Below are 25,734 nucleotides of genomic sequence, written 5' to 3' on the forward strand. Positions count from 1 at the left end.
TTTGAAACGTGCTTGTCAGCGGTCTTGCTGGCGATAAGTTGTATTGATTATGAGGCAAATGTGTAACGTCTGCGAATCACGCGCACCGTTTTTCTGCCATTGGAGACGCAAATGGGCATGATCAAATCGACCGAAACGAGCCTCGACGAGCAGGCCATCATTGCCTCAGCCGAAAAGGCACTGGGCGATATCGCCGCCGTTCGCCAGGAGGTGTCGAAGGTCATTTTCGGTCAGGAAAGCGTCGTGGAAAACACGCTTCTGGCCGTGCTCGCCGGCGGTCATGCCTTGCTGGTGGGCGTACCGGGTCTCGCCAAGACGAAGCTGGTGACGACACTCGGCGCCGTTCTCGGCCTTGCCTCCAACCGCGTGCAGTTCACGCCGGACCTCATGCCGTCGGATATTCTCGGTTCCGAGGTCATGGACCAGGACGAAACCGGCCGCCGTTCCTTCCGTTTCGTCAAGGGTCCGGTCTTCGCGCAATTGCTGATGGCCGACGAAATCAACCGCGCCTCGCCGCGCACGCAGTCCGCCCTGCTGCAGTCCATGCAGGAATATCACGTCACCATCGCCGGCCAACGTTATGACCTTCCTGCTCCCTTCCACGTTCTCGCAACACAGAATCCGTTGGAGCAGGAAGGCACTTATCCGCTGCCGGAAGCCCAGCTCGACCGTTTCCTGCTGCAGGTCGACGTCGATTATCCCGAGCTTGCGGATGAACGCCGCATCCTGCTCGAAACCACCGGCTTAAGCGAAGCGACGCCACAGGCGGTCATCGACGCCGAACGCTTGCTGGAAATCCAGCAACTCATCCGCCAGATGCCCGTCAGTGACGGCGTCGTCGATGCGATCCTGTCGCTCGTGCGCTCGGCCCGCCCAGGCCAGGGCAATGCCTCGACGGACAAGCATGTCGCCTGGGGTCCAGGTCCGCGTGCCGGCCAGGCGATGATGCTCTGCGCCCGCGCCCGCGCCCTTTACGAAGGCCGGCTTGCACCGTCGATCGACGACATTCATGCACTCGCCGAGCCAGTGTTGGAACACCGCATGGCGCTGACTTTCGCAGCCCGCGCCGAAGGCATGTCCGTACGCGATGTCATTTCAGGGCTGGTCAAGCAGTCGAAGTCGTGACCCGGATGTCGAGGAGAGTATAGCGCGTGGCATCCATCGGACAGACCGTCAGACCGACCTCAGGCAACGATGCCCTCTCCCGAGCCCGTAGTCGCGCCGCACTCGTGCCGGACTGCCTTGTCGAAGCCAAGCGCATCGCCAATACCGTCATCGCCGGATGGCACGGCCGGCGCAAGCGCGGCATCGGCGAGAATTTCTGGCAGTTCCGCCCCTATACCGAAGGCGAAAGCCTGTCGCGCATCGACTGGCGACGCTCGGCCCGTGACGATCACACCTATATCCGCGATCATGAATGGGAAGCCGCTCACACGATCTGGCTCTGGGCCGATCTCTCCCCATCCATGATGTATAAATCGACCTATGGCCATGTGTCCAAGGAAGGCCGCGCGCTCGTCCTGATGCTGGCGCTGGCGGAAATCCTGTCCCGCTCCGGTGAGCGCATCGGCTGCCCCGGCATCATGGAGCCGGTTTCGACCCGCAACGCTGCCGAACGCCTGGCCGCAGCGCTGATGCATACGCCGCTCGAAGGCGGCCTTCCGCAGACATCAATGATCCGCGGCTGGAGCGATATCGTGCTGATCGGCGATTTTCTCGACGATGCCGATAGCGTGATGGGCAGGATCGGACCGCTGGCCCGCCGTGGCTTACGCGGTCATGTGATCGAGGTTGCCGACCCCGCCGAAGAACTATTTCCCTATAGCGGGCGCACCGAATTCAGCGATCCCGAAACGGGCTCGAAGCTGATCGCCGGCCGCGCGGAAAACCTGCGTGACGATTATCGGCGCGCCTATCTGGCGCGGCGCGAAAATCTCGGCCAGTCGCTGCGCCATCTCGGCTGGACCTTCGTCAACCACCGCACCGACCGCCTGGCTTCCGAAGCGCTGGTCGCCGTGCACATGTATCTCTCAGGCATGCCCGCGAGGATCGCGTCAGGAGGCCAGCCATGAGCGGTCTCTCCTTTGCATTCGCTTCGCCGGCCATCTTGGCAGCGCTCATTCTGCTTCCTGCGATCTGGTGGCTGCTGCGCCTGACCCCGCCGCAGCCGCGCACCGAAGTGTTCCCGCCGCTCCGCATTCTGGCGAGCATCCTCAAACGTGAGGAAACCCCGGCGCGCAGCCCATGGTGGCTGACGCTGCTGCGCATGCTGCTTGCCGCCCTGATCATTCTTGCCATCGCCAATCCGATGTTCAATCCGCGCACCAACACGCTGTCGAGCAGCGGCCCGCTGGCGCTGATGATCGACAATAGCTGGGCAAGCGTCTCCGACTGGGAACGCCGCGTGCGCACGGCGGACGCGCTGATCGACGATGCCGATGCCAAGGGCATTCCGGTCTCGATCGCCTTCACCGCCGAACAGAGCAACGATGCCACACCGGGTGCGGCGACATCGGCCCGAGACAAGCTGCATGCCATGAACCCGCAACCGTTGGTGCCGGATCGCCGGCGCGCCGCCGACGCCGTCAAGGCGGCGCTCAACGGCATGAAGCCCGGTACTATCGCCTTCATCTCCGATGGCATCGAGAGCAGGGACAAGGACGATATCGTCAGCCGCCTTGCCGTGCTGCAGCCGAGCGAGCTGCGGCTGATCGAAGGCGACGGCCGCGATATCGTCGCGCTCACCGGCGCAGCCAATACCGCCAGCAACATGACCGTCACGGCCACACGGCTGAACGGCAGTAGCCCGATGCGCCTCGGACTGACGGCGCAAGACAATCAGGGACGGCCAATCGCCGCCGGTTCGCTTGACTTCGCGGGCGGGCAGACGGTTGCGACCGGCTCCATCGCCGCGCCCTTCGAAATGCGCAATGATTTCGCCCGCATCAGCATCGACCGCCAGGCTAGCGCCGGCAGCGTCTATCTGCTCGACGACGGTTTTCGCCGCCGCCGCGTGGCCCTCCTCTCCGGACAGGCTGCTGACGAATTCCAACCGATCCTGTCGCCACTCTATTATATCCAGCGCGCACTTCAGCCCTTTGCTGATCTCATTCAGCCGAACAGCGCCGATCTGGCAAAGTCGATCCCCCAACTGCTTGCGGGCAATCCCTCCGTTATCATCATGGCCGATGTCGGCCGCCTGCCGCAGGAGACCTATGCGCCGCTGCAAAAATGGATCGAGAATGGCGGCACGCTCGTCCGCTTCGCCGGACCGCGCCTTGCCGCAGCTCCCGCCGACGATCCGTTGGTCCCGGTCACATTGCGGCAGGGCGAGCGCACCTTCGGCGGCGCTCTTTCCTGGGCCGAGCCGCAGCCGCTTGCCGATTTCCCCTCTTTCGGCCCCTTCGCCGGCATGCCGAAGCCGGATGATGTCCTGATCAAACGGCAGGTTCTGGCCGAGCCGACACCGGATCTCGCCGAGCGCACCTGGGCAAGCCTTGCCGACGGCACGCCGCTGGTGACCGAAAAGCAGATGCAGGCCGGCCGTATCGTGCTCTTCCACGTCAGCGCCGAGCCGCAATGGTCGGATCTGCCGATATCAGGCGATTTCGTCGAGATGCTGCGCCGCATCGTACAATTGTCGCGTGCCGGTGGCGTGGCTCCGGGGCAAGTGGCTGCCTCCAAGGCAAGTGAAGCAATGCCACCCTATCGACTCCTGTCCGCCAAGGGCGTGCTGACCAGCGAGATCGGCAGCGCCCGCCCGCTGGAACCAAACAAGGGGGCCGCAGTCGCAAGTTTCGACAACCCGCCCGGCCTCTACGGTTCCGAAGAGGGCTTCAGTGCGCTCAACACCCTGCCGAGCGGCGCAGTGCTCAAGCCGCTGGATACCTCGGCGGCCGGCGCTGTCGCGCGCGAAGGCCTTATCGGGGGCGAGGCCTGGTCGGCAAAGCCGATCCTCTTTACCCTCGCCTTCCTCCTGCTGCTCGCCGACAGCATCATCGTACTGTTCATGAACGGTGCCTTTCCACGCCTGGGCAGATCGGCCAAGACGATTGCGGGCGGCACGGCAATGCTGCTGCTGGCTGCATCGCTCGCCATATTCCTGCATCCGGCAAACGCTCTGGCCGACGATTCCAAACCGGGCGACGACGCCATCTTCTCGCGGCTCGACAAGACGCATCTTGCCTATGTCGTGACAGGCGAAACGGACGTGGATCACATTTCGGAGCGCGGGCTTGCCGGCCTCTCCGACTATCTCACCTATCGTACGACGCTCGAACCAGGCCCGCCGGTAGGGGTGGATCCTGCCAAGGATGAACTCGCCTTTTACCCGCTGATCTACTGGCCGATTTCAGCAACCGCGCCGATGCCGTCCAACGACGCCATCAACCGCATCGACGCCTATATGCGCAACGGCGGCACCGTGCTCTTCGACACGCGTGACGCCATCGACACGATGGGCGACACTTCGTCACCGAGCCCCAACGGCCAGCGACTGCAGCAGATCCTTGCCAACCTCGATATTCCTCCCCTCGAGCCCGTGCCCGCCGGCCATGTGCTGACCAAGTCCTTCTACCTGCTGTCGAGCTTCCCCGGCCGCTATGCAGACAGCCCGCTCTGGGTGGAAGCGCGTCAGGATGCGCGCCGCGATGCGAACGCCGTCGCGACCTCCGACGGGGTGACGCCGATCATGATTACGGGCAATGATTTTGCCGGCGCTTGGGCTATCGGCGACAATGGCTCGCCGCTGCTGCCGACCGTCCCCCCGGATGAAACGCAGCGGGAATATGCCTACCGCACCGGCGTCAACATCATGATGTACATGCTGACCGGAAACTATAAGTCCGATCAGGTCCACGTTCCCGATATCCTGCAGCGCTTGGGGCAATAGTATGAATATCGGTTTTGCCCCCTTCCTCCCCTGGCCTATCCTTGCCGCTCTGGCGGTGCTGACGCTCGCCATCTGGGCGCTTGCCATCTACAGGCGCCTGCGCGGCGGCTGGATTCGTGGTTTCGCAGGTATTGCCTTGCTGGCGGCACTCGCCAACCCGGTACTGATGCAGGAGGATCGCGATCAGCTGACGACGATCGTGCCCGTCGTCGTCGACCGCAGCCTGAGCCAGCAGACGCCGGAACGTGCCAAGATGACGGACGAAGCCCTGGCGATGCTCAAGGATCGGCTGGCGCAATTCCCCCGCATCGAGCCCAGGATCGTGGAATTCCGCGATCCGGCGGAGTCGGAATCTCCGTCGACACGGCTTTTCTCTGCCCTCTCCTCGGCAATCGCCGACGTCCCGCCCGCCCGTATCGGCGGTGCCATCTTCCTGACGGATGGCCAGATCCACGATATCCCCGGCGTCAATCAGCAGCTCGGCTTTGACGCACCCGTCCACGGGCTGATCACGGGCAAACCGGACGAATTCGATCGCCGCATCGAGATCGTGCGAGCACCTCGCTTCGGTCTTGTCAACGAAGAGCAGCAGCTCGTCTTCCGTGTCGTCGACGATGGCAAGAGCCCCGGCGGCACGGCAGCAGTGACGGTCAAGATGAATGGCGACGAGATCGCCACCCTGCAGGCGACACCCGGCCAGGACACGCCCTTCAGCTTCAAGGTGCCCCGCGCCGGCAACAATGTCCTCGAATTCGCGGTCGCCGAAGTGCCTGGCGAAGTCACCGGCATCAACAATCAGACGGTCCAGCTGATCGAAGGCATCCGCCAGAACATGCGCGTCCTGCTCGTCTCGGGCGAGCCGCATGCCGGCGAGCGCGCCTGGCGCAACCTTCTGAAATCGGACGCCTCGGTCGATCTCGTGCACTTCACCATTCTGCGCCCGCCGGACAAGCAGGACGGCACGCCGATCAACGAGTTGTCGCTGATCGCCTTCCCGACCCGCGAGCTTTTCGTCGACAAGATCAACTCTTTCGACCTGATCATCTTTGACCGCTATCAGGACCGCCAAAACGTCCTGCCGACGATCTATTATGATTACATGGCACAATATGTGGAAAACGGCGGCGCATTGCTGGTTGCGGCCGGCCCCGAACATGCCGGCGGCAGTTCGATCGCGCTGACGCCGCTTGCCTCGGTACTGCCGGCCGAGCCGACGGGCCAGATGATCGAAAAAGCCTTCTATCCGCGCCTGTCGGACCAGGGCAAAAAGCACCCCGTCACGCGCGGGCTGGATGGCTCCGAAACCGAGCCACCGCATTGGGGCCGCTGGTTCCGCAGCGTCGATGTGGAGAGGCCGCAAGGACAGACCGTGATGGTCGGCGCTGACAATAGTCCCTTGCTGGTGCTGAACCGCGTCGGCCAGGGGCGTGTCGCCATGCTGCTCTCCGACGAGGGCTGGCTCTGGGCACGCGGCTTCGAAGGCGGCGGCCCACATGTCTCGCTCTACCGTCGCATCGCCCATTGGCTGCTGAAAGAGCCAGCGCTGGAAGAAGAAGCGCTGACGGCCAATGCCGCCGGGCGCACGCTGCAGGTAACACGCCAGACGATCGGCAACGATCCCGGCCCCGCTACGATCAAATTGCCTTCCGGCCAGACGGAAACCTTGCCGCTGAGGCAGACCCAGCCGGGTCTCTATCAAGCCGAGAAGCATATGAACGAAATCGGGCTCTACCAGATCGCCAACGGCAATCTGTCGACACTCGTTCATATCGGCGCAATCGATGCTCCGGAATTCAAGGCGATGATCTCGACCACCGAGACACTGAAACCGCTGGCACAAAAAACGAAGGGTCTCGTCACTCGCGTTGCCGGCGCAAATGGTGGCGTGACGGTGCCGCAAGTTCTGCCGGTGCGCGGCGCCGTTCGCGTCGCCGACGGTCAGCGCCTGACCATCCGCATGACTGACGAAACCGTGCTGAAGGGGATCAATACCCTGCCGCTCTTTGCAGGCTTTGCCGGTCTCGCCGCCCTTCTTTTTGCTTTCTCCGCCACATGGTGGCGCGAAGGACGATGAATGTGATGAAGATCGAAGTGACCGATACGCCATCCGAAGGCGAGCTTGCGGCCATCAGCGAGGGATTGACAGCGTTCAACACCACCGACGTCGGGCCATCCGGCCGGCAATCCCTCGCCGTTCTGATCCGCGACGATGCCGGCAAGCCCATCGGTGGCATCTCGGGCTATACCGCCTGGGGATGGCTGTTCACGCAATGGCTCTTCGTGCCGGAAAGCCTGCGCGGCCAGGGCATGGCCGGAAAGCTGCTGGAGGCGGCGGAAGCGGAGGCAAGCGCCCGCGGTTGCTTCGGCGCATGGATCGATACCTTCAATCCACAGGCGCTGAAAGCCTATCAGCGGCAGGGCTATGCCATCTTCGGCGAACTGCCAGATTTCCCGGCCGGTCGCAGCCGATTCTTTCTGAAGAAGACGTTATCGCCCCGCTGACATCAAGCAGGGCGATTTTTCGTTGATGGCGCCTTAGACAGCGATCGCCGTGAACTGCACGACATCATCCAGATCGTCTTCGTCTTCGGCTTCGGCTTCGATAGCCGGAATGGAATCATCGCGCCAGACAATCGTGCCATGCAGCCGCGCATGCGTGTCTGCGGCGATCGGCACGACGAGCACCCGGTTTGGATCGACAGGCCCCGGGAAGGTCAGTGCGTTGTAGGCGACCTTCTCGAAACCGAGCGGGCAATAATAGGGCGGATCGCCGATCAGGATGACGGCTTCCGACCCCTTGCGCTGAGCGGCCGCCACCGCAATCCGCACGAGCTCGCGGCCGATCCCCTTGTTCTTGTGGGACGGACGCACCGCAAGCGGGCCGAGCAGATGTCCTTTGACCGATCCGGCCAGCACCGGCGTCATCCGCACCGAGGCGATCGTCTCGCCATCGTCGGCGCAGATGAAGGATAGCGAACGGTCATGCGGTCCCTGCTCGCGAATGCGAGCAGCGGCGCGTGTAAACCGTCCCGGACCGAAAGCTTCTTCGTTGATGAGTTCGATAGCAGCGTCGTGCGACGCATCCTCAGTGAGGTAGACCAGATCGTGCTTGTACATTAGCCCAGAAAACCAGATAGACGGACGATATTGTTCCCGAAAGCGCTCATGGAGCGTTCAAGATCATCGGCGTCGTCGCAGGCTTCTGGTTACTTTCATGACAAGGGGTCCTTAAAGTGTGAGAAGCCGGATAGCAGGAAATATTCGGCGCGTCCAATGCAAAATGCATCCTGCCGTTCATTCATGCAGGATCGTGCCGGCATCGTGTCTTTTCTGAAGCTTCACGTCGCCACATGAGCCCGCCGACAGCACCTATGACGCAGTGTTCATCATTTGCCGTCTCGAAATCCGGCGCGCATGCCGTATCTCTAGATATATAGTTTCGGCAGTTTTCCGAAAGGATTAAGCAATGGGCATGTTGGTGGACGGCGTCTGGCATGACGTCTGGTACGATACCAAGGAGACGAAAGGCCATTTCAAGCGCGCCGCGTCGCAGTTTCGAAACTGGATCACCGTGGATGGCAGCGCCGGCCCCACTGGCACCGGCGGCTTCAAGGCAGAGGCCGGACGCTATCATCTCTACGTCTCGCTCGCCTGCCCCTGGGCGCATCGAACCCTGGTCTTCCGCAAGCTGAAAAAGCTGGAGGAGCAGATCTCCGTCTCGATCGTCGATCCGCTGATGCTGGAAAATGGCTGGGAATTCAAAGGACAGGATGGCGGCACTGTCGACCATCTCTTCGGCGCGACGAAGCTCTGGGAGGTCTATGTCAAAGCCGATCCGCATTATTCCGGCCGCGTGACTGTTCCCGTTCTCTGGGACAAGCAGACCGGCACGATCGTCAACAATGAGTCCGCGGAAATCATCCGCATGTTCAATACGGCCTTCGATGGCCTGACCGGCTCCACGGCGGATTTCTATCCCACCGATCTGCAGGCCGATATCGATGCATTGAACGAGCGCGTCTACGATACGGTCAACAACGGCGTCTACAAGGCCGGCTTTGCGACGACGCAGGAAGCCTATCAGGAAAACGCACTCCGCCTTTTCGAAACCCTCGACATGCTCGATGAGCGGCTGGCGACACAGCGCTATCTATTCGGTGATCGCTTGACGGAGGCCGATTGGCGGCTGTTCACGACATTGGTTCGTTTCGACGCCGTCTATGTCGGACATTTCAAATGCAATATCCGGCGCATTGCCGACTATGCCAACCTCTCGGCCTATCTCCGGGATCTCTATCAGATCGGCGGCGTTGCCGAGACGGTGAACATCGGGCACATCAAGAACCACTATTATCGCAGCCACAAGACCATCAACCCGACAGGCATCGTGCCGATCGGGCCGGAACTGGATTTCGATCGCCCGCATGGGCGTGAGCGGCTGGCAAAGGCTGCCTGATCCAAGCGTCGGAGACTACCAATAGCTGGAGGGAGCTTCCGCTCCTTCCAATTCCTTCAGCCGGCGATAGGTTGCCTTCGTCGTGCCTGGCGGCAGCGCATCGACTGCAAAGAAGCCGCATTCGACGATCTCCCGATCTGGCTTGCGCGGCGAGGTCTGGGTAACCTCGACGCGATAGAAGACGACGTGGTCGCGTTTGCTGGTGTGATTGTTGAAATAGACGTGGAAGAGCTGCGGCTTGCCTGAGATCGCCAGATTGCCTTCCTCGCGCAACTCCTTTTCGAGCGCCTGCTCCACAGTCTCATGGCGTTCGACGCCGCCGCCGGGCATATGCCATCCGGCGATATAGGAATGCCGAACCAGAAAAATCCGCCCTTCACGATCGAAGCAAGCGGCGCGCACGCCGATGGTCATGCTGCGGGTCAGCACGAAATAGACATGCAGCGCGCGGCCGAACAGACGCACAGCCAAACTCTGCCTTTCGTCGCGTCGATTGTCTTCGCTCATGCCTGAACCCCGGCGTCGCGATCTACAATTGGATTGGGGATGTATTTGTTTTGACAATAGAGTGGGCTATGTCTCATCCCATGTTCAAGCTCGCGCATATTTCCGATGTTCACCTTGGTCCACTGCCACGTCTTTCGATCAGAGAACTCGCCTCCAAACGCATTACCGGATTTGTGAACTGGCACCGGAACCGGCGCAAGCATCTTTTTGGCGATACGCTCGATCTCCTTCTTGACGACATCAAGGCGAAACAGGCCGATCACCTGGCCGTAACCGGCGATCTCGTCAACCTTGCGAGCGGCATGGAGATCCAGACAGCAGCCGCGTGGCTGAAGACTGTCGGCGATCCTCTCCACACCTCAGTTGTTCCCGGCAATCACGATGCCTATGTGCCCGGCGCCTACGAAAAGGCCATGCGCTCCTGGTATCCCTATGTCCGCGGCGACGATGCTCCTGCCGAATGGCAGGAAGAGCAGCGCATTTTCCCCTATCTGCGTATCCGCGGTCAGGTCGCGCTTGTGGGCTGCTCCACAGCCGTTGCCACCCCGCCCTTTGCTGCGAGCGGCTTCTACTCCTCGCGCCAGGCGCGCGAGACGGTCAATATCCTGCGCGCAGCCGGAGATGCCGGGCTCTTTCGCGTCGTCATGATCCATCACCCGCCCATTCGCGGTGCAACCAGTTTCTACAAGCGGATGATCGGCATTCGCCGTTTTGCCGCCGTCATCTCGACCGGCGGCGCCGAACTTGTCCTGCATGGCCACACACATCTCAACACCTTGCATTGGCTGCGCGGCCACATGGGCCCGGTCCCGGTCGTCGGGATCGCCTCAGCATCGCAAGGAGTCGGCGGATTGAAGCCGCGCGCGGCCTATAATCTCTTCACCATCGCCGGGCGGCCGGGCGCCTGGGAACTGAAGGCGGAGCGTTACAGCCTCAGCGACAACGGCAGCGGCGTCGACCCCGAAGGCTTCGATATTCTCGCGACATGGTGAGCCTTTTAGCGTCATCGTGCGCATCGTTTCGGTAGCGTTTTCTAAGATACGGAGCTACAATCGAAGCATTGGAATCCTGAAATGCGGGATGGATTTTGAGGTCGTGACAAGGAGCACCGCATGCCGGTTTTCGGAGCCTGTATCCCGTGGGTTGCGGCTTCTTGGAGAGCTCGGGCAGCGCCGAGACAAGACCGGCTGACACATTGTGGGATTACTGCGGTAAGAATGACAGTCAAACGCGCGGGTGCTTTTGAAGACTTGCGAAACGGCACGGAAATGGTTCATACCAGCACAGGACAATTATTCCGCTCGCATCACCTTTCTTACGGGAAAGGCTGTCCATCGCGGAAGCAGATTGTCGATGTAACAACCTCCAACGCCTTCCTGGAACGATCATGCCAACGCCGGTAGCAGCCACTGATATCAGACGCGATCTGGTCGGCCTTCTTCCGAAGCTTCGCCGCTTTGCGGTGACGCTGACCGGCGATCTCGCCGAGGCGGACGAGCTTGTTCAAAACGTCTGTCAGCGCGGCATAGCCAAGTTCCATCTCTGGAACAGCGGCGGCAAGCTGGAAAGCTGGCTCTATACGATGGCCCGGCATCAATGGGTCGATGAAGCGCGACGCCACAAACTACGCCCCGCCGCAAAGGGCAGTGCACTAGAACAGGGCGAGCCGATATCCGGCACCCATTTAAATCTTGTAGAAGCCGGCGAAGCGCATCGTCTCGTCACATCTTTGCCAGAAGGACTTGCCAGTGTCTTCCTGCTGGTCGACGTCGAAGGGCACAGCTACAAGCAGGCTGCCGACGTCCTCGGCATCCCTTTGTCGGCAGTGATGTCAAGGCTATCCAGCGCACGCCTTTACCTTGCCTCCCAGGGTCATAGTCGCTCGCCTCGAAGGTTTTAAGCATTGCAGGACATGAAGAAAACGCCGCTCGAAATCCGCTTGTCCGCCTTCATGGATGGCGAGACGAGCCGCGAAGAAAAAGAAGAGTTGGAAAAGCTCATCGCCTCGGATCCGAACGCGCGACGTATTTTCGATGAGCTGAAGCACGGCTCCGATGTTGGCCGCAAGGCTTTTGACGAGGTTTTGAAGGAGCCTGTACCGCTGGCGCTCGTTCGCTCCATCAAGAGCGCCCAGCCTCCGAAGACCCGAGATCCCTCTCCCCGTCTCACCCGGCAATCATTGAAATTGGCGCCCACGGGCAAGCAATCGCTGGCCGCGGCTCTCATCCTGTTCGCCGTCGGCGGCGGCATCGGTTATCTTTTCGGCATGCAGCCCGCTGACGTCCCGGCGAGTCCTCCGCCGACCCCGACACAGGCTATGACACGCAACTGGCTGGATGATATCGCCGCCTATCACCGCATCTATTCGCGCCAGCCGCAGCGTATGGTCGAGCTGCAGGCAAGCCAGCTGGACGAGATCGCCAAGTGGCTGGCGAGCACGGTCGGCGTCAAATTCAATTTTCCGGACCTTGCTGCCGATGGTCTCGTCTTCCAAGGCGCGCGCATGTCCATCGCAGCCGGCAAGCCAGTCGGCCAGCTGATCTACAAGAACCTCGATGGTGATGTCGTCGCCATCTGCTTTACCAAGACGGACGGCGTTGCCGACGACGATTTCAGCGAAACCATCAAGGACGATATCAGCATCGTGTCCTGGCACCGCAACGGCACCACCTATGCGGTCGTCGGTCCCTCCTCGGATGCAATGCTCGATCAGATCGCCAATCGGGTATCCTCGGAAATCTGACTGATATCCCATCCGTTTTGCGCCTTGCGGCTGCCGGCCGGCCGATGGATAATGGGCGGCGACAACCGCATGAGCCCGATAGTCTTGCTGGAGTTTCGACATGTCCGACGTTCTGCTGACCATTCCTGAAATCGACAGGCGTATCGCGGCGATAAAGGAAAACCTTCGCGAACTGATCGAGCAGGCAGCAGCCTTTTCCGGCGCCGCCGACGAAGAACGGACATCTGAGCGGATAGCCGAGCAGGAAGAAGAGCTCGAGCGTCTGACGAAGCAGCGCGATGAGCTTGCCAAAGGCAAGGCCTGAGCAAAACTCACCATTGAAGCACATATGCCTGGACGAGCTCGACGCGAGGCGTGGAAAGAACGGCACTCGGCCTTCTATGTCGAACGATCACGATACAATTTCTGCTGACATCGGCGCGGATACACGCTATAGAGGTTGCAGCGACCAATGAGGAGAGCACTCTGATGAAAAATCACGGCACAGGAAACCACCGCTGAAAGGCAGTGCCGTGAAGGGCTGCTTTATCGGCCCGACCATCAGATTGCTATCTTTCGCCCGTGGAGGGCACTCATGTTTCGTCGCTTCGAAGAGCTTGTCGATCCGTTTCAGGATCATGACGAGCTGCAGCCATCACCCAAGGCCTGGCGCTATCTTCTAACCAATCTTCGCCCGTTTCGCACGGTCATGGCAATCAGCCTCAGTCTGACCGTGATCGGCGCTATCATCGAGATCTGGCTCATCGGCTATTCGAGCCGGCTGGTGGACGATCTCGCCGCCGCCCGGCGCGAGGATTTCTGGGCATCCGAAGGATTCGGCTTGCTCGCCGCGGCCGCCCTCGTCCTGATCGGACGGCCTCTTGCCGGCTATCTCCGCGAAAGCCTGGATGACATCGCGTTTCGGCCGAATGCCGAGACGCTGTTCCGCTGGCGGGCTCACCGTCATGTCCTTCGGCAATCGGTCGGCTGGTTCCGTCAGGACTTTTCCGGTCGAATCGCCAGCCAGGTGCGCGACATTGGCACGGCAGCAACGGGCGCGGCCTATCAGGTCCTGCATACGCTCTCCTTTGTCACGATCTATGTGGCCGGCTCGCTCTGGCTGATGGCCTCGATCGACCCGCGCCTCATCTGGCCCCTGGCGGTGTGGCTGTTCTGCTATCTCGCACTGATGGCCTATGTCATCCCTCGCCTGCAGAAGGCCTCCGCGCAATACCAGGGAGCCTATGCCGAGCTGACGGGCATGCTGGTGGACAGCTATGCCAATATCGACCTCATCAAGCTTTTTGCCGATGCAAGGGCGGAGGATAAGGAGACCCGTCGTCGTTTCTCTCAAGCCCGCGAAACATTTGTCAGGGTGCAGAGATTGGAAGTGCTGGTCAATTCGAGCATGCTGTTCCTTGGCAGCTTCCTCATTGTCACACTTGTCGGCTATGCGGTCGTCCTCTGGCAGTCCGGCGGGGCACCGCTCGGGCTGATCGCGGCATCCCTAGCGCTGAGCTTCCGTATAACCGGCATGGCCGAATGGATGCTGGACGCGGTATCGTCGCTTTTTGCCCATCTCGGCGCCATGCGGCAATCGCTGCTGACCGTCTCGCAGCCGCTTGCCATTACCGATATGCCTTGCGCAAAGCCGCTTGCCGTCACCAATGGCGAGATCGCCTTCAGAGAGGTCACCCATCGCTACGGCAAGGAAGATGGCGGGCTGGACGGCATTTCGCTTCGAATTGAGGCAGGCCAGAAAGTCGGCCTTGTCGGCCGCTCCGGCACTGGCAAATCGACCTTGGTCAACCTGCTACTGCGCTTCTTCGATCCGGAAGCCGGCATCATCGAAATCGATGGCCAGGATATTCGGCAGGTGACGCAAGATAGCTTGCGCCGGCAGATTGCGGTGGTCGGTCAGGAAGCGTCGCTCCTTCACCGCTCCATCCGTGATAACATCGCGCATGGCAATCTCAGCTTTTCGGAGGATGCGGTTCTCGCTGCGGCAGAGAAGGCTGCGGCCAGCGATTTCATCGCGGGCCTCAGGGATCAGGAAGGAAGAATCGGTTTCGATGCGCATGCCGGCGAACGTGGCGTCCAGCTTTCCGGCGGTCAGCGGCAGCGCGTCGCGATTGCGCGCGCTATTCTGAAGGATGCCCCGATTCTGGTGCTCGACGAGGCAACATCTGCCCTCGATTCGGAAGTCGAAGCCGAAATTCAGGATACGCTCTACGGCATCATGGAAGACAAGACCGTGATCGCCATCGCCCATCGCCTGTCGACCATCGCGCGTATGGACCGCATCGTCGTGCTCGACCACGGCCGCATCGTCGAGGACGGCACGCATGCGGAGCTGATCGCCCGGAACGGCATCTACGCAACGCTGTGGTCGCACCAATCCGGCGGCTTCATCGAAGGCGACGAACCGCCAGCCGACTGATGTGCAATAAAAGTGGCCCCCTCGAAAACGAGGGGGCCTTTCAAATCAGAGCTGCAACCAGGCTTGAGCCTTATGCCGACTTGATGGCGAGCACGCGGTTCGCCGCCGAGACGATCGCCTCGAGGGACGCAGCGACGATATTGGTGTTGATGCCAGCACCGAAAAGCTTGCCGCCTGGATAGGAGACCTCGACATAGGAGATCGCCGAGGCGTTCGAGCCGTGCTGGAGTGAATGCTCGGAATAATCCTCGACCGACATCGGAATGCCGAGATAGATCGAGAGCGCGTTGATGAAGCCATCGATCGGGCCGTTACCCCTGCCCTCGATGCGCTTCACCTCGCCCTTGTCGGTAATCTCGGCCGCGACGATGCGCTGCCCCTTATGCTCGGGGTCGGCGAAGGTGTGGTGGTCGACGAAGCGGAGCCGCGCCTCCGGCTGCGTGACATAGCGCTCGATAAAATGCTCGTAGATGCGCTTGGAGGGCAATTCCTTGCCTTCCTCGTCGGTGATGCGCTGGATTTCCTCGCGATATTCCACCTGCAGATTGCGCGGCAGATTCAGCCCGTAATCCTGCTGCATGATATAGGCGATGCCGCCCTTGCCGGACTGCGAGTTGATGCGGATGATCGCCTCATAGGTACGACCGACATCCTGCGGATCGATCGGCAAATAGGGCACTTCCCAAACCGGATCGTTGGCGACTTTGGCGGCCTTCATGCCCTTGTTGATCGCATCCTGGTGCGAACCGGAGAAGGCAGTATAGACCAGCTCGCCGACATAGGGATGGCGCTCGCCGATCGCCATCTGGTTGGAATATTCGTAAACTTCCTTCATGCGCTCGATGTTGGAGCAATCCAGCTCCGGATCGACGCCCTGTGTGAACATGTTCAACGCCATGGTGACAACGTCAACATTGCCGGTGCGCTCGCCATTGCCGAACAGCGTGCCTTCCACACGATCGGCGCCGGCCATCAATGCCAGCTCGGCAGCGGCAATACCCGTCCCGCGGTCATTGTGCGGATGCAGCGAAATGATCAGGTTTTCTCTGTTATCGAGATTGCGGCACATCCATTCGATCTGGTCGGCATAGATGTTCGGCGTCGCCATTTCGACGGTCGACGGCAGATTGATGATCAGCTTGTTATCAGGCGTCGGCTTCACGACGTCGATGACGGCGTTGCAGATTTCCAGCGCCACATCCAGCTCGGTGCCGGTGAAGCTTTCCGGCGAATATTCGAAGCGATAGCCGCCGCCGGCCTTCGCCGCCATGTCGGTGATCATCTTGGCCGCGTCGACGGCGATCTGCTTGATGCCCTGCACGTCCTTGGCAAATACGACGCGGCGCTGCAATTCGCTGGTGGAATTGTAGAAATGCACGATCGGCTTGTTGGCGCCTTCCAGCGCTTCGAAGGTGCGGGTAATCAATTCCGGGCGGCACTGGACGAGAACCTGCAGCGATACATCGGCAGGCACACTGCCCTGTTCGATGCACCAGCGGGCAAAGTCGAAGTCGGTCTGCGAAGCCGAGGGGAAGCCGATCTCGATTTCCTTGAAACCCATATCCAGCAACAGCTGGAACATGCGTGCCTTGCGGTCGTGACCCATCGGATCGACAAGCGCCTGATTGCCGTCGCGCAGATCGACCGAACACCAGATCGGCGCCTTGGTGATCACCTTGGACGGCCAGGTCCGGTCGGGAATATTGATTTGCGGATAGGCGCGGTATTTCACCGCTGCTTCGGGCATGCCTTTGGGGGAATGGCTGTTCGCGTCCATGGTCTCGTCTCTTCCTTTCCCGTCATTTTATCCCGCGTCTTAGCCGATCGGATGCGGCTTGGCGATGATAAATGCGGACCCTTTGCGGGTAAGCTGTCGATTTTAGGGTAAGTCGCGAGGAGCGATGGCCAGCGGGCTTTTCGGCCGCCGGGCGCTCCTCAAAGGACCCGGCAACCGCGCGTAAGGCCGAGGAGGAGAAGCGAAGTAAGGGCGCGCGTATTGTCACGCAGGGCAACGCGCCCACGTGCAATCTGCTCGGAAATCTTTGCGCCAGTCAGCTTCATGGCCGCGCTTATAGCTGCCGGATCAGAAAGAAGCAACCCCTCGCCTACTTCTTCAGCATTTGCACGCCGCGCGACAGCGCCAGCATCAGCCCGCCGGCGATGAGCCCCCAGAAGGCGCCGGAAATACCGCCGAAGGAAACACCCGATGCCGTCACGAGAAACGTGATGGCGGCCGCCTCGCGCGATTCCGGCTGCTGGAAAGCGTTCAAGGCGGAATTGGAGAGCGCGCCGACCAGCGCCAGGCCGGCCACCGCCTCGATCAGAATCGGCGGCGCCAGCGCCACGAAAGCCGTCACGGCACTCGCCAGCAATCCGAGGATCACATAGCCGATCCCGGCGACAATCGCGGCCCAGTAGCGCCGCGCGGGATCAGCATGAGCGTCCTGCCCGGCACACATCGCCGCGGTGATTGCCGCAAGATTGACGGCATGGCCGCCAAACGGGACAGCAAGCAGCGAGAACACGCCGGTCACGGCAAACAGCGGACCCGGTTTCGGCTCGTAATCATGCACCTTGAGCACGGCGATGCCGGGAATGTTCTGCGATGCCATGGTCACGATGAACAGCGGCAGCGCGATGGACACGATACCGGCAAGCGTAAAGACTGGCTTCACGAATTCGACCGTCGGCAGCAGCGAATGCTCGAGCGAGGCGAAGGCACCATCCGGTATCTTCACGCCGAAGGCCAGCACCAGGACAAAGGCCGCAAGCGCCGCCGGTACCGCCCATAGCCGCTTGAACGACCCAACGACGATCCAGGCAAGGATGATTGGCAAACCGAAGGCAGGATTGAAGGCGATCGCCTTGACGGGTGCAAAGCAGAGGCCGAGCAGCACGCCGGCCAGCATGGCATTGGCGAGCGGTGCCGGGATGGATGCGACCGCCCGGCCAAAAGGCCGAAAAAGCCCGGCAATGACGATCAATATGCCGCAAATGAAAAATGCACCGACAGCCACCGGGAAGCCGCCTTCGATCGCTCCTGCGCTCGCCAGCAGCGCGGCTCCCGGTGTCGACCAGGCAATGCTTATCGGCAGTCTCGTCACCATGCTGAGCACGATCGCGCAGAGACCCATCGCAACCGAAAGCGCCGTCAGACCGGATGCTGCCTGCGCATCCGACGCGCCGACCACCTGCAGGCCATGAAAGACGACGGCGAAGGAACTGGCAAAGCCGACGAAGGCCGTGAGGCAACCCATGAACAGGCTTTGAACGGAAAAATCTTTGAGCATGGCGATGGAGACTCGAAGAATGCGTGAGGATCGATGGAACGCGCATGGAGCATTACAAGCATCAGGCGTGCAAGTGCTGTTTTCGCGCGAATGGCAGTGTCGCTCAGCAAATCACTCGCGGAATATATCGTCGTCGACTCATACCGTGTATAAACGTGCATATTGACTCTCTTGCTTATGCACGTTAATGCAAATTGATGAGCAATTCACTTCCATTATCCCGTCGGGACGTCATCGAAGCGCGGCTTGCAGAGGGCAGGCAGATCGTTGCCGCATCTCTGGCCGCCGAATTCAACGTGTCCGAAGATGCCGTGCGCCGCGATCTGCGGGCACTTGCCGCAGAGGGCAAATGCCGCCGCGTCTACGGCGGCGCGCTCCCTCTCCTGACGCCGTCGCAGCCGATGGCCGTACGCGTCGGCCAGGAATCCGGTCGCAAGAGAGCCCTGGCCAAGGCGGCCGCCGCAATGATCGAACCGGGCGAATTCCTGTTTTTCGACAGCGGCAGCACCAATCTCGCAATGGTCGATCTTCTGCAGAAGAACATGGACGTGACGATCGCAACGAACTCCATCGATATCGCCAGTGCAGTCATGAAGCGCGGCGATATTCCGCTCGTCCTGATTGGTGGTGCGGTCGATCCCGTCGTCGGCGGCAGCGTCGATGCGTCGGCCGTTGCAGCCATCGAAGCCATGAACATCGATCGCTGCTTCCTGGGCGTCTGCGCCGTTTCGGCAAGAAACGGCATCAGCGTGTACGAACATGCAGATGCGATCTTCAAGCGGACGCTGCTCAAGAAAAGCGCAGCACGGATCGCGTTGATTACCTCGGAGAAGTTTCACGAACGCGCGCCGCACCGCATCGGCGGCGCCGACGATATCGATTGGCTTGTTGTCGAGGATGACCTGCCTGTCGCTGACGAAAAGGCGGCCGCCGACGCCGGCTTCTCGCTGGTGAAGGCAAGCGACGTCACGTCATCCTCCTGATTTCGAAAGATAAGAAATGACCATGCAATCCACGGATCGGCCGGAAACCCGGCTGGCAACACGACTTGCTTTTCTGGTTGGAGGTTTTGCCCTCGCCTGCTGGGCTCCCCTCGTCCCCTTCGCCAAGGATCGCCTCGGCGTCGATGATGGTGTGCTGGGCATGCTATTGCTTTGCCTTGGCCTCGGTTCGGTCGCGGCGATGCTTGCAGCCGGCATGTTGAGCGCGCGATATGGCAGCAAGCCGATCATCATCGCAGGCGGTCTCGGTCTCGCACTTCTCCTGCCGGCCTTGGCCATAGCGAGCACGCCATTCACCCTCGGCCTTGCGCTGGCGGCGTTCGGCGCCTGCCTTGGATCGCTCGATGTGGCCATGAACATTCATGCCGTCGAAGTGGAGAAAGGTGCGGACCGGCCGCTGATGTCCGGCTTCCATGCGCTGTTCAGCATCGGCGGCTTCATCGGCTCCCTGCTCGTCACCCTGCTCCTCTCCGCCAAGGCCGGTCCCCTTGCCGCAACGCTTCTCAGCTCGGCAGTCATGGTGATCGCCATGATCATCGCATGGCCCCGTCTGCTGCGAACCGTCCCCGCGGAGGACGCGCCGCTTTTCGTCATGCCACGCGGCGTCGTGCTGCTGCTGGCCGCGCTGGCAGCAATCACCTTCCTCGTCGAAGGCGCGATCCTCGATTGGAGTGCTCTGCTGCTTACCACGCAGGGCCAGGTCGATACCAGTCATGGCGGCCTCGGCTACATGCTGTTTGCTATTGCGATGACGGTGGGCCGCCTGAGCGGCGATGCCATTACCGCAAGAGTCGGCGACAGGGCAATCATGCTATGGGGTGGCGTGATTGCGGTCGTTGGCTTTGGCGTCCTCCTTCTTAGCCCGATCGCGATCCTCGCCATGAGCGGTTTCCTCCTGATCGGGCTTGGCGCCTCCAACATCGTCCCGGTGCTCTTCCGCAAAGGCGGTTCGCAGAAGGTCATGCCGGCCGGCCTGGCCGTCGCGGCCATCACCATGACCGGATATGCGGGCGTGCTCGTCGGCCCCGCCGGCGTCGGTTTCGCGGCGGATCATCTCGGCCTGCCCGGCGCCTTCTGGATGCTCGCCGCACTCCTCTGCGTCGCACCTCTCTGCGCCAGCATCGTTACCCGCAATCACGAACAGGCACAGGGAGAGACAGATGCGGATCGCTCATACCGCTCTATGGACGCATGATCTCGATGCCGCCGCGAATTTCTGGGAGACTTATTTCGGCGCAACCGTCGGTGAACTCTATCGAAGCCAGCGACGGCCTGGCTTCGTCTCCCGCTTCATTTCCTTGCCGGAAAGCGACGACCAGATCGAACTGATGACCGGCCCCTGGCTTTCTCCCGACCCGCACAGCGAACGCATCGGCTGGGACCATATTGCCATATCCCTCGGCAGCAAAGCTGCCGTCGATGCGCTGGCTGAACGATGCAAGGCGGATGATCGCCTGAAATCCGCACCACGCACCACCGGCGACGGCTTCTATGAGGCTGTCATCACCATGCCGGACGGAACGCCGGTGGAGATTACCATATAGGACACGCTCGGTCTGTAGTTTGCGCTTTCGAGTTCGCCGCTCCCGGAAACGTTGCAACCTCCCGAGCGGTGAAGGCTGGCGGCAGAGATTTCTGCCGCCAGCTTTTGGCTTTTGATCAAAGCTTTTTCATCGAAAACGCCCCCGCCAGCCTTCCGGCAAGCGAGGGCGCTCAATTCAATCGGAAAAACCGGCCAGATCAGATATCCGCCTGCGAGGTCACGATGCGCGAGACCAGGCCGTAAGCCTTGGCTTCCTCGGCGGAGAGCCAATAGTCGCGGTCGGTGTCCTTGGCGATGCGCTCGACCGGCTGGCCGGTGGCTTCCGAGAAGATCTTGTTCAGGCGCTCGTTCATCTTGATGATTTCGCGTGCTTGAATCTCGATATCGGAGGCCATGCCGCGCGTGCCGCCAGACGGTTGGTGCAACAGGAAGCGCGTGTTCGGCAGGCAAATACGGCGCTCCTTGGGAGCGGAAACGTAGATCAGCGCTCCGGCGGAAGCGACCCAGCCTGTACCGATCATCCAGACCTTCGGCTTGATGAACTTGATCATGTCGTGGATGGAATCGCCTGATTCGACGTGGCCGCCGGGCGAATTCACATAGATGCGGATATCGTCGTCGCTGGCAGCGGAAAGCGCCACGAGCTGCGAGCAGACCTTCTGCGCCAGTTCCTGCGTGATGCCGCCATAGATGAAGATCGAACGCGATTTGAAAAGATTCGCCTCCGCGTCCTTGCCCAAGGGCTGCTCGGTCTTCTTGTCTTCCTGTTCGTCTTCGTCGTTCATTCAACTCTCCAGCATGATGCGTCGTTCACCGCACATAGTGCGACTCAATGCGTAAAACAATGCCGGAAAAAGACAAGGCGGGAATAGCGACTGACAACATGGTGTTATGGTTGCGGATTACCGAAATGTAACTTGAATGGCTTTGAAAAGCCGAGATTTGATCCTACGTCAGGTCAGCGCGGTTAGAAACCGCGCCCCGAATTTGCAGCACAGATAGCCAAGGAGGCCATCATGTCGCCAGAAGAACGTCAATTGCTCGCCTCTCTCTTCGATCGCGTGCGCGGTGCCGCCAGCACGCAGCGCGACGCCGATGCGGAGGCCTTTATCAACCAGGCAGTCCGCGACCAGCCTTATGCGCCTTATTTCCTGGCGCAGGCCGTCATCTTGCAGGAACAGGGCATGAAGGCTGCAGCTGACCGCATCCAGCAGCTCGAAGCCCGCGTGCACGAACTCGAGCAGCAGGGCGCCGACAATCACCCGCAGGGCCAGAGCGGCGGTTTCCTCGGCGGAATCGGCTCGCTCTTCGGCGGCGGCCAGCAGCAGCCTGTGCCAGCGCCGCAGGGGACCAGCCCGCAGCAGCAGGGTCGTCTCTATGACGACTATGCCCGCAATGCGCCTCAGTCCGGCCCCTGGGCTGGCCAGCCACAGCCATCCGGCCCATGGAGCCAGCAGGCGGCAACGCCTTCGGCTGGCGGCAGCTTCCTGCGCGGTGCGCTTGGCACGGCAGCCGGGGTTGCCGGCGGCGTGATGCTGGCGGAATCGCTCTCCAGCCTCTTCAGCCCGCATCTGGGCGGCACTGGCGGCGGGCTCTTCGGTGGAAATGCCGGCAGTGGCCTCTTCGGGGGTACTGCGGCCAACGCAGCCGAACAGCCGGTTCAGGAAACGATCATCAACAACAACTATTTCGGCAATGACGACAATAGTGATCAGAATGATCAGAGGGCGGCCGATTATGCCCAGGACGCTGCCCAAGACGCTCAGGACGATGATTATGACGACTCGTCCTATGACGATGGCGACGACAACTCGTTTGCCTGAGCCGCAATCTCATCGAATCCATCAGAAAAGCCGCCATCCCCTGATGGCGGCTTTTTTCATTCAGCCTCGGCCGCGATAGGGCTGCACGCCCTGGTCCGGCAGCCATACACCCTCCGGCGGCTTGCCGGTCTGCCAGAAGACATCGATCGGAATGCCGCCGCGCGGATACCAATAAGCGCCGATGCGCAGCCACTTCGGCTGCAGCAGATCCACTAGGCGCTTGGCGATATAGATCGAGCAATCCTCGTGGAATGCGCCATGATTGCGGAAGGAATGCAGGAAGAGCTTCAGCGACTTCGATTCCACCAGCCATTCATTGGGAATGTAGTCGATGACGATATGGGCGAAATCCGGCTGTCCCGTCATCGGGCAAAGCGAGGTGAATTCGGGCGCGGTGAAGCGCACGACATAATCAGTGCCGGCGTGGCCGGATGGCACCTTCTCCAGAACGGCTTCTTCCGGATTGCTGGCGGTCTCAGTCTGGTTGCCGAGCATCGACAGGCCGGACACATCGGTCTTAGGCATCTCAGGTCTCCTTGATCACTTTGACGCGGATACCATGGGCTTTTTCGCCCTCCGGCTCCACATGAATGGTTATTTCGGCGCCCGCATGGATCGCCCGTATGGCATCTTCAAGGCGGTCGCAGATTCGATGTGCCTCTCGCACCGGCATGGCGGCGGGTACGACCATATGGAAATCGACGAAGGTCACGGCCCCTGCCCTGCGTGTCTTCAGATCATGAACGCCGAGCGAACCCTCGGCGTTTCTGGCAATCGCATCCTTGATGACATTCTCCTCTTCCGGCAGAACGGCCTTATCCATAAGCCCGTCGATCGAAGCGGAGATGACCTTCCAGCCCTGGTAGAGAATGTTGATGGCAACGAGAATGGCAAGCACGGGGTCGAAGATCGGATGGCCGGTGCCGAGCGCCAGCAACAGGCCGATGAGCACGCCGATCGAAGTATAGACATCCGACATGATGTGCTGGCCATCCGCCGTCAATGCCGGCGAGCGATATGTCCGGCCGGCCCGGATCAGCGTCAGAGCCCAGATACCGTTGATGACGCCGGCGACAAAGTTGATCGCGAGACCGAGCACCGGCGCCTGCATCGGCTGCGGATTTGCGAGATGGCCGACCGCCTCCTGCACGATCATCAGCGCTGCAACGACGATCATCACGCCTTCGGTGACGGCGGAAAGATATTCCGCCTTGTGATGACCGAAGGGATGATCGTGATCGGCCGGCTTCTGCGCGTAACGGATGACGAAGAAGGCGATGAAGGCAGCAACGACATTGACGAGCGATTCAAGTCCATCGGACAGAAGCGCCACGGAACCCGTCAGCCACCAGGCCAGCATCTTCAGCCCCATGACGCCGAGCGACAGCGGAATGCCCCAAAGGGCGAGCCGCCTGATCGTATCGTTTCCTTGACTGTTCATGCCCGTCTCCAAATGTCTTCACGCCTGCTTATGCGAATGAATTGCAAAGAAGGCGCCGTTGAAATGCAAAACCGCCCGCGCGAATTTTCGCGCAGGCGGTTCATTAACGGCTCATATGGATCACGATGCCAAGTTTGTCAAAGGCGAGTTTCGCTCTCACATCAAAAATGGCCGTTGCTGAACAGAACAAGCAAAACGTGACTGGATCGCCCACTCAGTTTCGGTCGGCGTCGTCCGGCCACTGAAGCACACGATGATAGAAACACCATTTTTTAAAACTTGAAGTTGATATCCATCTAATGCAGTAAGTTCGTAATAAAAGAATATAGACGGATCAACTGAGAATGAGCGTGGAAACCCGCAAGATATTATTCCATGCTCTCGTTTGGGTAGCGCTTGCCGCGCTGGCATACAACACGGCTGGCACCTACCGTTTTGCAAGTTGCTGGCAGATCATTCCGCTTTACTTTCCGCCGCTAAGCATCTTGCTTTTCGCAATCTTCATCTCAAGCATTGCCGTCCTGGCAGCAGCGGCTTCGCAGCCGACCATGCGCGCCCATTCGCTCTTTTGGGCAGCGTGTCATGGGGTGATTTTGACGCTTGGACTGGTGACATGCAATCTTGCCGCTTACACTGCAGTTGGGCATGTCGACTGTTTATAAGTCAATCATCATTCTTAGCACCAAATTATCGCCATGTATTCGCCATCCGGTGGCGCGATTGTCGCTCGCCTGTGGAAAAGCGCGCTGGTAGTTTGACTTGCCATCCAGCGCTAAGCTGTGCTTCAGCCTGATGTGCAAGGGTCGGCGACACCGGCCGATACGCCGCCGCCTCCTAATGAAAATCACGGTTGAACATGCCCGCTCCTGAAAAGACTGCCGATGCTACACCTTACGCTGCCGACGCTCCCGCTGGTGTATCGGATCATCTGGTCGCAGCCGGAGCATTTTCGGAGGTGGAACGCAGCGCCGTCTATCGCGCCATCGAGACCCGGCGCGACGTGCGCGACCAATTCCGGCCCCATCCCCTTCCTGACGATGTCGTCCGGCGCTTGCTCGAGGCTGCCCATTCGGCACCGTCGGTCGGATTCATGCAGCCATGGAATTTCATCCTGATCCGTCAGCCAGAAACGCGTGAACGCGTATGGCAGGCCTTCCATCAGGCCAATGAGGAAGCCTCCGCGATGTTCGAAGGTGATCGTCGCGCGCAGTATCAGCGGTTGAAACTGGAAGGCATTCGCAAGGCGCCGCTCAGCATCTGCATCACCTGCGACACCAAGCGCGGCGGTCCCGTCGTGCTCGGCCGGACGCACAATCCGGATACCGATGTCTACTCGACCGTCTGCGCCGTACAGAATCTCTGGCTTGCCGCACGAGCCGAGGGCGTCGGTGTCGGCTGGGTCAGCATCTTCCATGAAGATGCCATCAAGGCGATCCTCGGCATACCCGAGCATGTGAAGATCGTCGCATGGCTCTGTGTCGGCTATGTCGACGAGCTCTACGACATGCCGGAACTCGCCGTGAAGGGATGGCGCGAGCGCCTGCCGCTCGACAAGCTCGTCTTCGAGGAAGGCTGGCAGGCTTGCGAGGATATGTGAGTATGGCCGCTCTGCGCCAACCC

At 60.7% G+C, this 25,734-nt stretch carries 24 protein-coding genes; 17 read left to right on the forward strand and 7 right to left on the reverse strand.

All coding sequences use genetic code 11. The features are described from left to right. Positions 1-111: 111 nt before the first annotated feature. From JJQ51_RS16765 to JJQ51_RS16785, 5 genes are read left to right on the forward strand one after another with little or no spacing between them, the layout of a single operon-like run. The gene (locus JJQ51_RS16765; RefSeq protein ID WP_113420497.1) at positions 112-1,125 is read left to right on the forward strand and encodes an AAA family ATPase; all 1,014 of its coding nucleotides are present in this window, start codon (positions 112-114) and stop codon (positions 1,123-1,125) included. Positions 1,126-1,151: 26 nt separating this feature from the next. Then, positions 1,152-2,072 (forward strand): DUF58 domain-containing protein, encoded by a 921-nt coding sequence (locus tag JJQ51_RS16770; RefSeq protein WP_152092623.1) that lies wholly within the window; start codon positions 1,152-1,154, stop codon positions 2,070-2,072. After that, positions 2,069-4,891: a DUF4159 domain-containing protein gene (locus JJQ51_RS16775; RefSeq protein WP_152096206.1), complete on the forward strand. Its 2,823-nt coding sequence runs from the start codon at positions 2,069-2,071 to the stop codon at positions 4,889-4,891. Before JJQ51_RS16770 ends, JJQ51_RS16775 begins: the two co-directional genes overlap by 4 nt. A gap of 1 nt (position 4,892) precedes the next feature. Beyond that, positions 4,893-6,965 (forward strand): hypothetical protein, encoded by a 2,073-nt coding sequence (locus JJQ51_RS16780; protein WP_152092621.1) that lies wholly within the window; start codon positions 4,893-4,895, stop codon positions 6,963-6,965. 5 nt (positions 6,966-6,970) lie between these two features. Next, a complete protein-coding gene (locus JJQ51_RS16785) occupies positions 6,971-7,393 on the forward strand; it encodes a GNAT family N-acetyltransferase (RefSeq protein WP_371864924.1) in 423 nt (140 codons plus the stop codon). A 33-nt stretch (positions 7,394-7,426) separates the two neighbouring features. Here JJQ51_RS16785 and JJQ51_RS16790 read toward each other — a convergent pair whose 3' ends face one another. After that, a complete protein-coding gene (locus JJQ51_RS16790) occupies positions 7,427-8,008 on the reverse strand; it encodes a GNAT family N-acetyltransferase (RefSeq protein WP_113395375.1) in 582 nt (193 codons plus the stop codon). 349 nt (positions 8,009-8,357) lie between these two features. On the opposite strand from JJQ51_RS16790, the gene JJQ51_RS16795 reads away from it, so the two are divergent. Next, on the forward strand, positions 8,358-9,347 hold the full coding sequence (locus tag JJQ51_RS16795; RefSeq protein ID WP_152092619.1) for a glutathione S-transferase family protein: 990 nt from the start codon (positions 8,358-8,360) through the stop codon (positions 9,345-9,347). 15 nt (positions 9,348-9,362) lie between these two features. On the opposite strand, the gene JJQ51_RS16800 is transcribed toward JJQ51_RS16795, so the two are convergent. Beyond that, positions 9,363-9,854, reverse strand: a complete 492-nt coding sequence (locus JJQ51_RS16800) for an NUDIX domain-containing protein (protein ID WP_113395377.1) — start codon at positions 9,852-9,854, stop codon at positions 9,363-9,365. 50 nt (positions 9,855-9,904) lie between these two features. On the opposite strand from JJQ51_RS16800, the gene JJQ51_RS16805 reads away from it, so the two are divergent. The 5 genes from JJQ51_RS16805 (at position 9,905) to JJQ51_RS16825 (ending at position 15,016) form a co-directional block, all read left to right on the forward strand. Next, a complete protein-coding gene (locus tag JJQ51_RS16805; protein WP_113395378.1) occupies positions 9,905-10,846 on the forward strand; it encodes a metallophosphoesterase family protein in 942 nt (313 codons plus the stop codon). 395 nt (positions 10,847-11,241) lie between these two features. Then, complete coding sequence (locus JJQ51_RS16810; RefSeq protein ID WP_112720912.1) at positions 11,242-11,754, forward strand: RNA polymerase sigma factor; 513 nt, start codon at positions 11,242-11,244, stop codon at positions 11,752-11,754. 3 nt (positions 11,755-11,757) lie between these two features. Then, positions 11,758-12,597: an anti-sigma factor family protein gene (locus JJQ51_RS16815; RefSeq protein ID WP_173002435.1), complete on the forward strand. Its 840-nt coding sequence runs from the start codon at positions 11,758-11,760 to the stop codon at positions 12,595-12,597. A gap of 100 nt (positions 12,598-12,697) precedes the next feature. After that, complete coding sequence (locus JJQ51_RS16820; RefSeq protein WP_113332216.1) at positions 12,698-12,901, forward strand: hypothetical protein; 204 nt, start codon at positions 12,698-12,700, stop codon at positions 12,899-12,901. Between the two features lie 270 nt (positions 12,902-13,171). Beyond that, positions 13,172-15,016: an ABC transporter ATP-binding protein gene (locus JJQ51_RS16825; RefSeq protein WP_113420495.1), complete on the forward strand. Its 1,845-nt coding sequence runs from the start codon at positions 13,172-13,174 to the stop codon at positions 15,014-15,016. A 70-nt stretch (positions 15,017-15,086) separates the two neighbouring features. Here the strand turns inward: JJQ51_RS16825 and leuA are convergent, their stop codons facing one another. Together leuA and JJQ51_RS16835 are read right to left on the reverse strand one after the other, a co-directional pair. Next, positions 15,087-16,793: a 2-isopropylmalate synthase gene (gene leuA, locus JJQ51_RS16830; RefSeq protein ID WP_113420494.1), complete on the reverse strand. Its 1,707-nt coding sequence runs from the start codon at positions 16,791-16,793 to the stop codon at positions 15,087-15,089. A 328-nt stretch (positions 16,794-17,121) separates the two neighbouring features. Next, entirely contained in the window at positions 17,122-18,306 is a 1,185-nt protein-coding gene (locus JJQ51_RS16835; protein WP_113395381.1) for a benzoate/H(+) symporter BenE family transporter, read from the reverse strand. Between the two features lie 197 nt (positions 18,307-18,503). Between JJQ51_RS16835 and JJQ51_RS16840 the strand changes: the two genes are divergently transcribed. The 3 genes from JJQ51_RS16840 to JJQ51_RS16850 are packed head-to-tail and all read left to right on the forward strand — an operon-like array spanning position 18,504 to position 20,851. Then, entirely contained in the window at positions 18,504-19,289 is a 786-nt protein-coding gene (locus tag JJQ51_RS16840; RefSeq protein ID WP_113351831.1) for a DeoR/GlpR family DNA-binding transcription regulator, read from the forward strand. A gap of 22 nt (positions 19,290-19,311) precedes the next feature. Continuing rightward, a complete protein-coding gene (locus JJQ51_RS16845) occupies positions 19,312-20,502 on the forward strand; it encodes an MFS transporter (protein WP_113395535.1) in 1,191 nt (396 codons plus the stop codon). After that, entirely contained in the window at positions 20,468-20,851 is a 384-nt protein-coding gene (locus tag JJQ51_RS16850) for a VOC family protein (protein ID WP_113395382.1), read from the forward strand. The genes JJQ51_RS16845 and JJQ51_RS16850 overlap by 35 nt, the downstream gene beginning before the upstream one ends. Before the next feature lie 196 nt (positions 20,852-21,047). On the opposite strand, the gene JJQ51_RS16855 is transcribed toward JJQ51_RS16850, so the two are convergent. After that, the gene (locus JJQ51_RS16855; RefSeq protein WP_152092618.1) at positions 21,048-21,635 is read right to left on the reverse strand and encodes an ATP-dependent Clp protease proteolytic subunit; all 588 of its coding nucleotides are present in this window, start codon (positions 21,633-21,635) and stop codon (positions 21,048-21,050) included. Between the two features lie 231 nt (positions 21,636-21,866). On the opposite strand from JJQ51_RS16855, the gene JJQ51_RS16860 reads away from it, so the two are divergent. Beyond that, positions 21,867-22,673, forward strand: a complete 807-nt coding sequence (locus tag JJQ51_RS16860; RefSeq protein ID WP_152092617.1) for a DUF2076 domain-containing protein — start codon at positions 21,867-21,869, stop codon at positions 22,671-22,673. A 60-nt stretch (positions 22,674-22,733) separates the two neighbouring features. Here JJQ51_RS16860 and queF read toward each other — a convergent pair whose 3' ends face one another. Both queF and JJQ51_RS16870 read right to left on the reverse strand, forming a co-directional pair. After that, the gene (gene queF, locus JJQ51_RS16865; RefSeq protein WP_015340658.1) at positions 22,734-23,198 is read right to left on the reverse strand and encodes a preQ(1) synthase; all 465 of its coding nucleotides are present in this window, start codon (positions 23,196-23,198) and stop codon (positions 22,734-22,736) included. Between the two features lies 1 nt (position 23,199). After that, on the reverse strand, positions 23,200-24,114 hold the full coding sequence (locus JJQ51_RS16870) for a cation diffusion facilitator family transporter (protein ID WP_095435441.1): 915 nt from the start codon (positions 24,112-24,114) through the stop codon (positions 23,200-23,202). A 344-nt stretch (positions 24,115-24,458) separates the two neighbouring features. Here JJQ51_RS16870 and JJQ51_RS16875 point away from each other — a divergent pair, with 344 nt between their 5' ends. After that, positions 24,459-24,776 carry a hypothetical protein gene (locus tag JJQ51_RS16875; protein WP_095435442.1) on the forward strand — a complete coding sequence of 106 codons (318 nt, stop codon included), beginning with the start codon at positions 24,459-24,461 and terminating at the stop codon, positions 24,774-24,776. A gap of 194 nt (positions 24,777-24,970) precedes the next feature. Then, on the forward strand, positions 24,971-25,711 hold the full coding sequence (gene bluB, locus JJQ51_RS16880; protein WP_233788716.1) for a 5,6-dimethylbenzimidazole synthase: 741 nt from the start codon (positions 24,971-24,973) through the stop codon (positions 25,709-25,711). Positions 25,712-25,734 lie beyond the last annotated feature (23 nt).

It is taken from the genome of Rhizobium sp. AG207R, assembly GCF_027109195.1.
Taxonomy (GTDB): Bacteria; Pseudomonadota; Alphaproteobacteria; order Rhizobiales; family Rhizobiaceae; genus Rhizobium; species Rhizobium dioscoreae.